Annotated in this window: 14 protein-coding genes; 8 read left to right on the forward strand and 6 right to left on the reverse strand. The window is 63.3% G+C overall.

What is annotated here, in order from left to right:
• Positions 1-91: 91 nt before the first annotated feature.
• Entirely contained in the window at positions 92-856 is a 765-nt protein-coding gene (locus IG169_RS01810; protein WP_343225525.1) for a DUF1223 domain-containing protein, read from the forward strand.
• A gap of 405 nt (positions 857-1,261) precedes the next feature.
• The gene (locus IG169_RS01815; protein WP_193174427.1) at positions 1,262-1,675 is read left to right on the forward strand and encodes a DUF2794 domain-containing protein; all 414 of its coding nucleotides are present in this window, start codon (positions 1,262-1,264) and stop codon (positions 1,673-1,675) included.
• On the opposite strand, the gene IG169_RS01820 is transcribed toward IG169_RS01815, so the two are convergent.
• The 4 genes from IG169_RS01820 to IG169_RS01835 all read right to left on the reverse strand — a co-directional run bounded on the left by IG169_RS01820 (position 1,667) and on the right by IG169_RS01835 (position 6,611).
• Entirely contained in the window at positions 1,667-2,287 is a 621-nt protein-coding gene (locus tag IG169_RS01820) for a GNAT family N-acetyltransferase (protein ID WP_246717055.1), read from the reverse strand. The genes IG169_RS01815 and IG169_RS01820 overlap by 9 nt on opposite strands.
• A gap of 68 nt (positions 2,288-2,355) precedes the next feature.
• Positions 2,356-3,132 (reverse strand): Bax inhibitor-1/YccA family protein, encoded by a 777-nt coding sequence (locus IG169_RS01825; protein WP_193174428.1) that lies wholly within the window; start codon positions 3,130-3,132, stop codon positions 2,356-2,358.
• Between the two features lie 222 nt (positions 3,133-3,354).
• Positions 3,355-5,907 (reverse strand): ABC transporter permease, encoded by a 2,553-nt coding sequence (locus IG169_RS01830; RefSeq protein ID WP_193174555.1) that lies wholly within the window; start codon positions 5,905-5,907, stop codon positions 3,355-3,357.
• A gap of 5 nt (positions 5,908-5,912) precedes the next feature.
• The gene (locus tag IG169_RS01835; protein WP_193174429.1) at positions 5,913-6,611 is read right to left on the reverse strand and encodes an ATP-binding cassette domain-containing protein; all 699 of its coding nucleotides are present in this window, start codon (positions 6,609-6,611) and stop codon (positions 5,913-5,915) included.
• Between the two features lie 53 nt (positions 6,612-6,664).
• Here IG169_RS01835 and IG169_RS01840 point away from each other — a divergent pair, with 53 nt between their 5' ends.
• The 4 genes from IG169_RS01840 to IG169_RS01855 all read left to right on the forward strand — a co-directional run bounded on the left by IG169_RS01840 (position 6,665) and on the right by IG169_RS01855 (position 8,791).
• Positions 6,665-7,300 carry an arylesterase gene (locus tag IG169_RS01840; protein WP_193174430.1) on the forward strand — a complete coding sequence of 212 codons (636 nt, stop codon included), beginning with the start codon at positions 6,665-6,667 and terminating at the stop codon, positions 7,298-7,300.
• A 144-nt stretch (positions 7,301-7,444) separates the two neighbouring features.
• Positions 7,445-8,038 (forward strand): RNA 2',3'-cyclic phosphodiesterase, encoded by a 594-nt coding sequence (thpR, locus tag IG169_RS01845; protein ID WP_193174431.1) that lies wholly within the window; start codon positions 7,445-7,447, stop codon positions 8,036-8,038.
• Positions 8,035-8,328 carry a 4a-hydroxytetrahydrobiopterin dehydratase gene (locus IG169_RS01850; RefSeq protein WP_193174432.1) on the forward strand — a complete coding sequence of 98 codons (294 nt, stop codon included), beginning with the start codon at positions 8,035-8,037 and terminating at the stop codon, positions 8,326-8,328. Before thpR ends, IG169_RS01850 begins: the two co-directional genes overlap by 4 nt.
• Before the next feature lie 52 nt (positions 8,329-8,380).
• The gene (locus IG169_RS01855) at positions 8,381-8,791 is read left to right on the forward strand and encodes a YkvA family protein (RefSeq protein WP_193174556.1); all 411 of its coding nucleotides are present in this window, start codon (positions 8,381-8,383) and stop codon (positions 8,789-8,791) included.
• Positions 8,792-8,811: 20 nt separating this feature from the next.
• On the opposite strand, the gene IG169_RS01860 is transcribed toward IG169_RS01855, so the two are convergent.
• Together IG169_RS01860 and IG169_RS01865 are read right to left on the reverse strand one after the other, a co-directional pair.
• Entirely contained in the window at positions 8,812-9,384 is a 573-nt protein-coding gene (locus IG169_RS01860) for a hypothetical protein (RefSeq protein ID WP_193174433.1), read from the reverse strand.
• Positions 9,385-9,524: 140 nt separating this feature from the next.
• Positions 9,525-10,103 carry a sigma-70 family RNA polymerase sigma factor gene (locus IG169_RS01865; RefSeq protein WP_193174434.1) on the reverse strand — a complete coding sequence of 193 codons (579 nt, stop codon included), beginning with the start codon at positions 10,101-10,103 and terminating at the stop codon, positions 9,525-9,527.
• 304 nt (positions 10,104-10,407) lie between these two features.
• On the opposite strand from IG169_RS01865, the gene IG169_RS01870 reads away from it, so the two are divergent.
• Complete coding sequence (locus IG169_RS01870) at positions 10,408-10,923, forward strand: invasion associated locus B family protein (RefSeq protein WP_193174435.1); 516 nt, start codon at positions 10,408-10,410, stop codon at positions 10,921-10,923.
• Positions 10,924-11,046: 123 nt separating this feature from the next.
• Positions 11,047-12,282: a dual-specificity RNA methyltransferase RlmN gene (gene rlmN / locus IG169_RS01875; RefSeq protein WP_193174436.1), complete on the forward strand. Its 1,236-nt coding sequence runs from the start codon at positions 11,047-11,049 to the stop codon at positions 12,280-12,282.
• Positions 12,283-12,284 lie beyond the last annotated feature (2 nt).

Consider the following 12,284-nt stretch of genomic DNA (forward strand, 5'->3'; position numbering starts at 1 on the left):
CGGCGAGGCGGCTCTCACCCTAAAGTGAATTCCCATTGAACACCCGCCTCCGTACATTTCATGCTCGGATGCCGGAACAGGTTGGACACGGGTGAAAAGACTTCTTTCCATGATGGCGCTTGCGGCGGGACTTGCCGCCTTCGCGCAAACCGACGCGGTCGCGGGCGATGCGCTTCCGGCGCAACCGCTCGGCGTCGTGGAACTGTTCACCAGCCAGGGCTGCAATTCCTGCCCGCCGGCCGATTCCGCGCTGATGGAGCTTGCGGCGCGCGGCGATGTCGTCGTGCTCGGTTATCACGTCGATTATTGGGACTATCTCGGCTGGGCGGACACGCTCGGCTCCGATGCCAATACCAAGCGCCAGTATGATTACGCGCGCGGGCTGAAACGGCGCGGGGTCTATACGCCGCAGGCCGTCATAAATGGGCGTTCGCACACCAATGGCGGCCATCTTCGCGAAATCCTCGCCGCGCTGAAGCAGGACCAGGCGCAAGGCAACGGCCTGACGGTGCCGCTGACGCTGAAGGATCTTGGCGACCGAATGCGGGTCACGGCCGCCGGGGCGCCGATCGGCGACGCCAAGGTCCACATGGTGCTCGTCTATTTCAGGCGGCACGCGGATGTCGCCATCGCGCGCGGCGAGAACGCCGGCAAGACGATCCCCTATGTGAATGCGGTCGTGGATTACCAGACGATCGGGATGTGGGAGGGGCGGCCGCTGACGGTCGATATTCCGAACTCGGAGCTGACCGCGAAAGACGCCGATGGCTGCGCCGTGCTTCTCCAGAAGGCCACGAAAAGCGGCGATCCCGGCGCGATCATTGGCGCAGCCATCCTTCCCCGCCAAACGAGCTAGGCGCGGTTCAGGGTCGCAAGGTGTGGACCGGTACGATGTGGTATCGGGGGGCTGGGGGGCTAGAGGTTTCCAATACCTGCACCGAACCGGTCCATAGGTGGCAAAGCCTAGCGCCGTGAACCGGCTGCCACCCTCACCCTGCTTATTGCGCTCCCCAGACATGTGTCGTGGAACACAATCGGCAACAGCCAGAGGTTCCATTCGAAACGGGGCCGCGATGTGTCGCAACTGCGGCGAAAAGGTGGCCGCTGGTCACTGATAGGTACATCGTGTTCCAAATTGTGAGTGGGTCGTTAACGACCTGTTAATGCAGGTTTGCGTCCTCTGGGTCTGCCTTTTCGGACGGTTGCTCTTGCAAGAACGCGAAAACACGGCAAACTTTACCGCGAAACAGCGGGAGCATGAATGGCCGAGGACGATTCGCATATATACGCGGTCCAGCCGCCGGATGACGGCCAGGACCGCTCCGACACGGTGATACCGCTCGCACCATCCCGGCAAAGCCGGCAGGATTTCGTCATGGTGCGGTTCGACCGGCGCGAACTGGACCAGATCCTTCGCATCTACAGCCTGATGGTCGGCGCCGGAGAATGGCGGGACTACGCCATCGACCACCTCAAGGACCGGGCCGTCTTTTCGGTGTTTCGCCGGTCTTCCGAAGTGCCGCTCTACCGGATCGAGAAGACGCCGAAATTGGCGCGCAGGCAGGGCGCGTTCAGCGTCGTCGCCGCGTCAGGCATGGTCCTGAAGCGCGGGCACGAACTCGCCAATGTGCTGAAAGTGTTCGACAAGCCGCTCAGGGTCGTCGCCTCAAACTGATTCGGTCTTCGGCCGGTACAGCGTTCCCGGAAACGCGTTTTCGTCGGGCAGGGTGTCTTCGCCGTCGCCGAGCGCCCTTTGCATCAGGACAGTGTCGAGCCACCGGCCGAACTTGAAGCCGGATCCCCTGAAGGTGCCGATCATCTCGAAACCGAGGCTTTCATGCAGGCGGATCGACGCCTTGTGCGAGGAGCCGCCGATGACCGCGATCATCTGGCGGAAGCCGAGCGCCTCGGCCCTGGCGAGGAGTTCCACCATCAGCGCCCTGCCGATGCCGCGGCCCTGCATCTCCGAATCGATATAGACGGAGTTTTCGATCGACCAGCGATAGGCGGGCCTGGCGCGAAAGGCGTTGGCATAGGCGTAGCCCGCTATACGGCCGCCGTCCGTTTCGGCGACGATATAGGGAAAACCGGGGTCGCGGACGGCCTCGAAGCGGTTGCGCATCTCCGCCTCGTCCGGCGGATCGAGTTCGAAGCTGGCGGTGCCGTGCAGGACGGCGTGGCGGTAGATGGCGGTGATGGGGGGAACGTCGGAAAGGGCGGCGTCCCGGATTTCGACAGGCGGCATGCAGATGACCTTGCAGATGTTGCGCCTGCCAGTAATCGGCATTTTTTCCCGCTGTTCAAACAAAAAAGGCGGCCGGGAGGCCGCCTTTCGCGTGTCTATGATCCGGTGCGTCAGTTGCGGTTGCCGAGGAACTGCAGCAGGAACATGAACAGGTTGATGAAGTCGAGATAGAGGCGCAGCGCGCCCATGATCGCCTTGCGGCCGGCAACGGCTTCGCCGTCACCCTCGTAATACATCGACTTGATCTGCTGGGTGTCGAAGGCCGTCAGTCCGGCGAAGATCAGCACGCCGATCACGGAGACCGCGAACTGCAGCGCGGAAGACTGCAGGAACAGGTTCACCAGCGATGCGACGATCAGGCCGATCAGGCCCATGAACAGGAACGAGCCCATCGCCGACAGGTCGCGCTTGGTGGTATAACCATAAAGCGACAACGCGCCGAAGGCGGTCGCGCTGATGAAGAACGTCTGGACGATGCTTGCCGGGGTGTAGACCAGGAAGATCGACGACAGGGAAAGACCCATCAGGCCGGCGAAGATCCAGAAAGCCGTCTGGGCGCCGGAAACCGTCATGTTCTGGATGCGGGCGCTCAGATAGAACACCATTCCGAGGGGAGCGAGCATGACGACCCAGCGCAGCGGGGAACCGTAAAGCGCCACGCCGACATTCGACAGCATCTTGCCATTGCCCAGCGTGGCGACAGCCGCGGAGGGATCGGTGGTGGTCGCGAGCATCATCGTGCCCAGCGCCGCAAGTCCGGTGATCACCAGGCCAAGCGCCATCAGGTTGTAGACGCGGATCATGTAGGCGCGCAGCCCGGCGTCGATGCTCGCATCATAGGTGCGAGCCTGGCCGGCGCGCGTATTCAGGTTTCGAAGTTCAGCCATTTTTACCTCTGTTGCTCACAAATCCCGTCGGGTGTCCGGCCGGCGCATTTGCTTCCGACCGCGGCGCCGCTGGCGGGACTCCAGCATGCCTGCGGATAATATGAGGTGTGAAGAGGGCACAAACAAGACCGGGAGACCATGATTAAGCGGCGGAAATGCCATCCGTTTTTATCTTAATAGCGTCCTGCGCGATCGACGGTTAACGAAACCTTGCGCAAATCGTTACAAGTTGCGCAAAACCGGCGCCGCCTTCTGGCCGAGGATGCGCCATGTGCCGGCGAGGCCGAAGCCGACGGTCAACACAAGCGCGGTGAGCAGCGTTCCCGCCGCGACGCCGGGAAGCAGCTGCCACGGCAGGTTCATGATCTGCGCGATCACGAACCAGGCGGCGACGCCGCCGGCAAACAGCGCGAACAGCGCCGTCGCCGTGCCAAGCATCAGATATTCCAGCGAGAAGGCGCCGATCAGCATGGTGCGGGTCGCGCCGAGCATTTTCAGAACCACCGCGTCGTGCACGCGGGCGCGGTTGCCCGCCGCAAGCGCCCCGCCGAGCACCAGCACCGAGGCGACGAGCGCGACGGCGGCGGCGGCCCGGATCGCGGTGGCGAGCTGGCCGATCAGCCGGTTGACGAGGTCGATCGCGTCCTTGACGCGCACCGAGGTGACCGTCGGAAAGGCCTGCGTCACGTCGCGCAGGATGGTCGCCTCGGTCGCGGTATCCGCGCCGGGCATCGTCAAAGTCGCGAGCCAGGCATGCGGCGCGCCGGCAAAGGTGTTCGGCGAGAACACCATAACGAAATTGATGGCGAGCGATTCCCACTGCACCTGGCGCAGATTGGCGATGCGCGCGGTGATATTGCGGCCGAGCACGTTGACCGTGACGGTGTCGCCGATGCCGAGCCCGATTTCATGCGCTTCCTCGGCGGAAAACGAGACCAGCGGTTCGCCGGAATAGTCCTTCGGCCACCATTTGCCCCCGACCAGAGTGGAGTTTTCCGGAACGGTCGCGGAATAGGTGACGCCGCGGTCGCCGCGCAGCACCCACGCGCCTTCCGGCGGCAAGTCCATCTTTACTACGTCCTGCCCGTTCAGTTCGACGATGCGGCCGCGCAGCATCGGCACGCGCTGCAGCACGGCGCCAGAGCCGGCCGTTTTCGTCACCAGCGCGGAAAAGTCGTCGATGATGGCGCCCTGGATGTCGACAAAGAAGAAATTCGGCGCCCGCTCGGGCAGGTTGCCGGCGATCTGGCGGCGCAGATTGCCGTCGATCAGGGCGAGGCTGACGAGCAGCGTCAGGCCGAGGCCGAGCGACAGGACGACCGACGGCGTCAGCGCGCCCGGCCGATGGATGTTGCCGATCGCGAGGCGAAGCGATGTCGAGCGCACCCGCGGCGCCCTTCTCGCGATCGCCTGCACGGCGACGGAAACGGCGCGCAGCACGCCGAAGGAGAAGGCGATGCCGCCCAGAAAGATTGCGGCGATGCGGCGGTCGAAGGACGTCTCGACAGCAAGCAGGGCGAGCGCGGCGATCAGGACGATGGCGGTGGCGAGATAGGCGAGGCGCGGCCGGCGGTCGCCGTCGAAGCCCTGGTCGCGGAACAGCGCGGTCGCCGGGATGTCACGCGCTCGGCCGAGCGGCAGAATGGCGAAGGCGAGGGTCGTCACGAATGCGAACACGGTGGCGAGCGCCAGCGCGCCGGGATAAAGCCCTTGGCTTTCCGGCAGCGGGATGATGTCGGCGAGCGCCCAGGCGGCGACCCAGGGCATGAGCGAGGCGAGAACGAGACCGGCGACGATGCCGACGACGGCGATCGCGAGGATCTGCATCAGATAGACCATGGTGACGAAACCGCCCGGCGCGCCGAGGCACTTGAAGGTCGCGATCACGTTGCGCTTGGAATCGAGAAAGGCGCGTACGGCATTGGCCACGCCGACGCCGCCGGTCACCAGCGCGGTGAGGCCGACCAGCGTCAGGAACTGGGCGAAGCGCTCGATATTCGCCGACAGGGCCGGCGCGGCGTTGGCGCGATTGCGGATCGACCAGCCGGCGGCCGGGAATTCGGTTCCCGCCCGCTCGCTCATGCGGCGCAGATCGTCCGGCGTCGTCGAGGGCGCCGCGCGGACCTTGTAGACATATTCGACCAGCGAGCCCGGCTGCACGAGGCCGGAGGCGTTCAGACCGTCCATCGAGACAAGCATGCGCGGCGCGAAGGCGAAACCGTCGGAGACGGCGTCCGGTTCGCGGGTCAGCACCGCCCGGATCCTGAAGGTCGCATTGCCGAGGCGGATCCTGTCGCCGACGGAAAGCCCGAGGCGTTCGAGCAGGATTTTCTCGACGGCGGCGCCGTAGAGGCCGTTCTTCACGTCGAACAGGTCGGCGCGCGGCAGGGCGGGGTTCGTTTCCAGCTTGCCGTAAAGCGGGTAGGACGTATCGACGGCCTTCAATTCGACAAGCGACTGGTCGGACTGGTCCTCGAGGCGGGCCATGGAGCGCATGTTCGCGCTGACGGCGACCTTGCCGAGGCTGTCGAGAAAGGCGCGTTCCGCATCGGTGGCGGTGCGGTGGACGAGTTCGAAGCGCAGGTCGCCGCCGAGGATGACCTGGCCTTGCTCGTCGATACCCTGTGTGACCGACTGCGAGACGGCGTTGACGCCACCGATCGCCGCTGTGCCGAGCGCGATGCAGGCGAGGAAAACATAGAAGCCGGACAGCCCGCCGCGTAGTTCCCGCATCGAAAAGCGCATCGCCAGCGCGATGCCGCGCGCAAGCGGCATGCGGGTCATTCCGCGGCCTCGTCGAGGGGATTTCGTTCGCGGACATGGCCGGAATCGACCATCACCCGGCGGTCGCATTCGCGCGCCAGATCGAGATCGTGGGTGACGAGCACGAAGGTCATGCCACGCTCGCGCTGTTTGGAGAACAGGAGTTCGGAAATCAGGTGGCCGGTATCGCCGTCGAGATTGCCGGTCGGCTCGTCGGCGATCAGGATCTTGGGATCGGGCGCGAGCGCGCGGGCAATGGCGACGCGCTGCTGCTCGCCGCCCGACAGTTGCCCCGGATAGTGGGTGACGCGGTCCTGCAATCCGACGGAAGCGAGTTCCCGTTCGGCCTTCTCGAAGGCGTTGCGCGCGCCGGCGAGTTCGAGCGGGACGGCGACGTTTTCGAGCGCCGTCATGTTCGGAATCAGATGGAAGGACTGGAAGACGATTCCGATGTTCTGGCCGCGAAAGGCGGCGATGGCATCCTCGCGCATCGCGTTGAGCGTCGCGCCGGCCACCTTCACGTCTCCGCGGTCGGGCCGTTCGAGACCGGAGAGAACCATCAGGAGCGTCGTCTTGCCCGATCCGGACGGCCCGACAACGCCGACCGATTCTCCGGCGCCGATGTCGAGATGCACGCTTTTGAGGACATGGACGGCGTTAACGCCACTGCCGAGCTTCAGATCGACGTCGGTGAGGGAAATGAGAGCTTCTGTCACGGATGATCGATCCTATATGAACGGCATTGGGACAAAATGGTGTCGGAGCGGCGATGTTCAAAGTCTGGTTACGTATTTTTCTCCTCGCCGGTTTGCTGTTTGGCGCCGTTCGCCTCGCCGAGGCGGGCGAAACGCTCTCCGGCGTCGGGTTCGGCGACAGCCTGATGGCGGGATATCAGCTTGGCCCGGGCGAGGCCTTTCCCGACCGGCTGCAGGCGGCGCTCAGGTCCGAAGGCCACGACGTGACGATCGCCAATGCCGGGGTGTCCGGCGACACGACGGCGGACGGGCTGGCGCGACTCGACTGGTCGGTGCCCGACGGAACGGACTTCGTGATCCTGGAACTCGGCGCAAACGATGCGTTGCGCGGTCTCTCACCGGACATCACGCGCGCCAATCTCGACAAGATGATCAGCCGGCTAAAGGAACGCGGCATCGACGTCATCCTCGCGGGCATGCTGGCGCCGCCGAATATGGGCGAGGATTATGCCGCGAAATTCGATGCGATCTTCCCGGAGCTGGCCGAAAAGTACAAATTGCCTTTCCACCGGTTTTTCCTCGACGGTGCGATCACCGACCGCGCCAAACTGCTCGGCGACGGCATGCATCCCAACCCGGCCGGCGTCGATGCCATGGTGGCGAAAATCCTGCCCGTCATGCGGGATTATCTCGCCGCACGCGGCGACTAGAAAGGTTTCCGCCGCGCGTGCGGACAGGCCCTGCGCCAAAGTCCGATCCCAGTTTTAGCTTGCGCGGTCAGCCGGTCCGTGATTCGATTCGGGTGGGGACAAAGTGATTTGCCTGTCACACTTCCGAGCACGGGGGAGAGCGTCATGCCGCGTCTGTTTGCCGCCCTGGAAATTCCGCACAATGCGGCGATGTCCTTGTCATTGCTGCGTGGAGGACTGCCCGGCGCCCGCTGGATCGACGTCGAAAATTACCACCTGACACTGCGCTTTATCGGAGATGTGGAACACCATGTCGCCGACGAGTTCGCCGATGCGCTGTCGCGGGTGCGGCGGTTCGAATTCCGGCTGGGACTGTCCGGTCTCGGCGTCTTCGGCGGCAAGAAGCCGCATTCGCTGTTCGCGACCCCCACAGCCTCGCCCGACCTGACCGAATTGCAGGCGGAAATCGATCGCATCTGCCAGCGGCTGCGGCTGCCAGCCGATCCGCGCAAGTTCACGCCGCATGTGACCATCGCGCGGCTGCGCAACACGCCGCCGGAACAGGTGGCGCGCTATCTGTCGGGCCGCGGCAATTTCCATGTGCCGCCGTTCGCGGTGAACCGGTTCGTCCTGATGTCGTCGCGGGAATCGGTCGGCGGCGGACCCTATATCGTCGAGGAAAGCTATCCGCTGACGCCGCGCATTTCGGTTCCCAACGTGGCAAAAAACGCGCCGGCCGCCGAGCGCCTGGTACGGTGAGCCGGGAGAAACTCGACGCAGGCGCAATCGCCGCCGGGCTGGACAAGCTCGAGGGCTGGACCGTTGCGGACGACGGCAACGCGATCCGCAAGACCTTCAAGTTCAAGAATTTCCGCAAGGCTTTCGCCTTTATGACGGAGATGGCGATCACGGCCGAAAAGATGAACCATCATCCCGAGTGGTTCAACGTCTACAACCGCGTCGAGGTCACCCTGACGACGCATGACGCCGGCGGCGTCACGGAGCTCGATCTCAAGCTCGCCGGCGCGATGGATGCGGCGGCCGCTTGAAGCCGGCGGCACGGTTCACCACATTTGTCGCATGAAAAACGGACAAGACGGCATGGATGACGCGCTGATCGGCGAGATCCTCGAACCGGGCTCCGGCGAGGAGCAGAACCGTCGCGAGCAGCGTGTGCGCGAGCAGTTCTGGTCGACGGTCCGGAAGGCGGCGCGCAAGGTACCGTTCATGGAAGACGTCGTTGCCGGCTATTTCTGCGCGCTGGATCCGAAGACGCCGGCGCGGGTGCGCGGCATCCTTCTGGCCGCGCTCGCCTATTTCGTCCTGCCGCTCGATTTCATTCCCGATTTCCTGCTCGGCGTCGGCTTTACCGACGATGTCGCGGTGCTGATGGCGGCGCTCGGTGCGGTGCGCAGCAACATCACCGACGCACATCGCCTCGCGGCGCGCCGGGCGCTTGCCGATCACCGAAATGACGAGGCGGAAACGGATAATCCCGTAATCGACGTTTGAGCCCGTCCGACAGGCGCCGGTCAGGCCGACGGACCGTAAATCCCGGTATCGTCCAATGTGATCGAGGCAAGAACAGAGGCCGCACCCTGTGTCTGCCCGTCTTCACCCGCTTGCCGTTTTAGAGCGGCATCCAGCTTCTCGCCGTCATCACCCTGCGGATCGATAATGGCGTTGATCATCGAGTCGATCGACATACCGAGCTTGTCCAGCCCCAGGTCCTTTTCGATCCCGGCAAGGACGAGGGAACCGTCGTCTTGTTTCTTGATCTCCGAAACCACCCTGCGGATGGCAGAGCCATAAGACGCCTGGCTGTCGTAATCGTCCATCTTGATCCCGAACGCTTCTCCGACCTTCTCCATCAGATCGAGCTTCATTTTGGTGACATCGACATGGTTTACGCTGAAAACGGATTCGGAGGCCGCTGCACGCGCGTCGCGGAAAGGATCGCCGACACCGTTGGCGGTTGCGACGATGTCATTTCCGACGGGAGCGGTGTCGCCGACCGCAGGCGAAGACGGCTGATACTGCCGCATGATCTGCAGGGCGGAGGAATTGATCGAAGAAATAGAGGTCATGCCTGCTCCCGGCGGCAATATCGTCTGACAATCATTGAAACGGTTTGCCGGAATCTGGGGCCCGGTATCATGCCGGCGCGAATCGATTATTACTCAATCAAGTATTAATTTCCTACAAATTGTTTAATACTTTCACGCGGCCCCGGGCCGCGCGCCGATTACGGGAAATCGGTATCGATCCGCGCGTCGCTTTCCAGCGCGGCGCGCATTCGCGCAAAGGCGAGGCGGATCCGCGACTTGACCGTGCCGAGCGGCAGCCCGGTTTCCTCGGCGATCTGGCTGTGTGATTGGCCGAGATAGAATGCCTTCCGGACGAGCTCCAGCTGTTCCGTCGGCAGGTCTTTCAGGGCCTCGCGGACGCGTTCGTCGCGCTGTTCCGACTCGAGGATGACATCGGCGGATTCCGGCTCGTCGGGCTGGAAAACCGGATCGTCGGGATCGAGCAGCCCCGACTTGTCGCGGCGGACCAGATCGATACGACGGTTGCGCGCGACGCGGAACAGCCAGGTGCCAAGCGACGACTTCGCGGGATCGAACAGGTCCGCCTTGTGCCACAGCACCATCATCACCTCCTGGGTGAGTTCCTCGGCCTGGCCGGGCTCCAGCGCCATGCGGCGCAGGTAGGAATTGATGCGCGGGGCGAAGTGATCGAACAGTTCGGTGAAGGCTGTCCTGTCCCGGGACGTGGCAACTGCGCTTGCGAGCGCCGCAAAATGCTTGTGTTGCTTTTTGTCCATTCGATCCGTCGGTTGCCAGAATTCCCGTTTTAAGTAGATCGGGGCAGGATCAGGTCCCGCTCGGCAATGATAGTGCCGCGAGGGCAGGTCTGTCATCCGCTTTGCGGAATAAAGTCAAACTCTTGCCGCTTTCCCGCTGCAATCGTCACGCGTTGGGACAACGGTGTCGCGCATCACAAGGCGGGCGGGCGAAAAGGGTAAAATCATTGGCGTTCCGTTCACGGTTTGGTAACCCTAACTCGTCCAGATTGGGTTAACCAAATCCTCATGTTTCATGCGTGACCGACAAAAACCGGTAGGGAATATGTTCACAAGAGCGAAAGTCTTCGCGGGATTGCTGGCAGCGAGTGTGCTTGCGAGCAGTGCGGCAAGCGCCATGGCGCAGACGCCGACACGCATCGGCGAGTTTAACGACTGGGGCGCGTTCAGCTATGATTCGGGCGGCGGCAAGGTTTGCTATGCGCTGTCCGTGCCGACCTCGAAAGAACCGGCCAATGTCGACCATGGCGACAATTTCTTCCTGGTGACGCAGCGCACCAAGCAGAACGTCACCTATGAACCGCAGTTCATGGCTGGCTACACGCTGAAAGAAAGCTCCAAGGTCACGGTCAGCGTTGACGGAAAACCGTTTACGTTCTTCACCAAGGAAAATTCCGCATGGGTCGAGAATGCGGCTCAGGAACCGGCGCTGGTGGCGGCGATGAAAGCAGGCACCAAAATGATCGTGAAGGCGGTGTCGCGGCGTGGCACCAACACGACCTATGAATATTCGCTGTCCGGCGTGACGGCGGCGCTCGACGCCATTCAGAACTGCAAATAACGCACTATATACGCCGTAACGGACGATGCCGGGACCTGATCCCGGCTTTCGCCGTTTGAGGCAACGTGACGCGGCGTCCCCGGTATGATAAGGCGCGCATCTTGCAGACATGACGGATTGACCATGGGCGTTTCCATCGACCTGACAGAAAGCGCTGTGCGCGAGGCGCCCGGCGAGACCGCGCGATTGGCGGCGGCCGAAAAGCCGACGCTGATCGGCCTGACCCGCGCGCAACTCGGCGACGCGCTGAAGGACGCCGGCGTGCCGGAACGCCAGGTGAAGATGCGCGTCCAGCAATTGTGGCACTGGCTTTATGTGCGTGGCGTTTCCGATTTCGACGACATGACGAATGTGTCGAAGGACCTGCGCGCGATGCTGAAGGAGAATTTCTCCATCGCGCGGCCGGAAATCGTCGAGGAGCAGGTTTCCAACGACGGCACGCGCAAATGGCTGCTGCGGTTTCCGCCGCGCGGCGCCGGCCGTCCGGTCGAGGTCGAGACCGTCTATATCCCCGAGGAGGGGCGCGGCACGTTGTGCGTTTCGAGCCAGGTCGGCTGCACGCTGACCTGCACCTTCTGTCACACCGGCACGCAACGCCTCGTGCGCAATCTCACCTCCGAGGAAATCGTGTCGCAGCTGCTACTGGCGCGCGACCGGCTCGGCGATTTTCCCGACAAGGACACGCCGCAGGGCGCCATCGTTCCGTCGGAAGGCCGCAAGGTGTCCAACGTCGTGATGATGGGCATGGGCGAACCGCTCTACAATTACGACAATGTGCGCGACGCGCTGCTCGTCTTCGCCGACGGCGACGGGCTTTCGCTGTCGAAGCGCCGCATCACGCTGTCGACCTCCGGCGTCGTGCCCGGGATCGTGAAGATAGGCGAGGAGACCGGCGTCATGCTGGCGATCTCGCTGCATGCGACCAACGACGAACTGCGCGACGTGCTGGTGCCGATCAACAAGAAGTATCCGCTCAAAGACCTGCTCGATGCCTGCCGGGCCTATCCCGGCCTGTCGAACGCGCGGCGCATCACTTTCGAATATGTCATGCTGAAGGGCGTTAATGACGGCCTCGCCGACGCGAAACAACTGGTGACACTGCTGAAGGGCATCCCGGCCAAGATCAATCTTATCCCGTTCAACAAGTGGCCGGGCTCGAACTACGAATGTTCCGACTGGGAGCAGATCGAGAAATTCGCCGATTTCATCAACGCCAACGGCTATGCCTCGCCGATCCGCACGCCGCGCGGCCAGGACATCCTCGCCGCCTGTGGCCAGCTCAAGTCAGCGTCGGAACGGATGAAGAAGACCGAGCGGCTTGCCTATGAAGCGATGATGATCGCCGGGCACGGCGAATAGGC

It is taken from the genome of Oricola nitratireducens, from assembly GCF_014904745.1.
In the GTDB taxonomy this organism is placed as follows: Bacteria; Pseudomonadota; Alphaproteobacteria; order Rhizobiales; family Rhizobiaceae; genus Oricola; species Oricola nitratireducens.

What these genes read in the sequence shown, in the direction of transcription:
- IG169_RS01840 (WP_193174430.1), top strand. Translation starts at nt 6,665, where the DNA reads ATGTTCAAAGTCTGGTTACGTATTTTTCTCCTCGCCGGTTTGCTGTTT.
- rlmN (WP_193174436.1), top strand. Translation starts at nt 11,047, where the DNA reads ATGGGCGTTTCCATCGACCTGACAGAAAGCGCTGTGCGCGAGGCGCCC.
- IG169_RS01865 (WP_193174434.1), bottom strand. Translation starts at nt 10,103, where the DNA reads ATGGACAAAAAGCAACACAAGCATTTTGCGGCGCTCGCAAGCGCAGTT.
- IG169_RS01855 (WP_193174556.1), top strand. Translation starts at nt 8,381, where the DNA reads ATGGATGACGCGCTGATCGGCGAGATCCTCGAACCGGGCTCCGGCGAG.
- IG169_RS01820 (WP_246717055.1), bottom strand. Translation starts at nt 2,287, where the DNA reads ATGCCGATTACTGGCAGGCGCAACATCTGCAAGGTCATCTGCATGCCG.
- thpR (WP_193174431.1), top strand. Translation starts at nt 7,445, where the DNA reads ATGCCGCGTCTGTTTGCCGCCCTGGAAATTCCGCACAATGCGGCGATG.
- IG169_RS01870 (WP_193174435.1), top strand. Translation starts at nt 10,408, where the DNA reads ATGTTCACAAGAGCGAAAGTCTTCGCGGGATTGCTGGCAGCGAGTGTG.
- IG169_RS01830 (WP_193174555.1), bottom strand. Translation starts at nt 5,907, where the DNA reads ATGCCGCTTGCGCGCGGCATCGCGCTGGCGATGCGCTTTTCGATGCGG.
- IG169_RS01815 (WP_193174427.1), top strand. Translation starts at nt 1,262, where the DNA reads ATGGCCGAGGACGATTCGCATATATACGCGGTCCAGCCGCCGGATGAC.
- IG169_RS01825 (WP_193174428.1), bottom strand. Translation starts at nt 3,132, where the DNA reads ATGGCTGAACTTCGAAACCTGAATACGCGCGCCGGCCAGGCTCGCACC.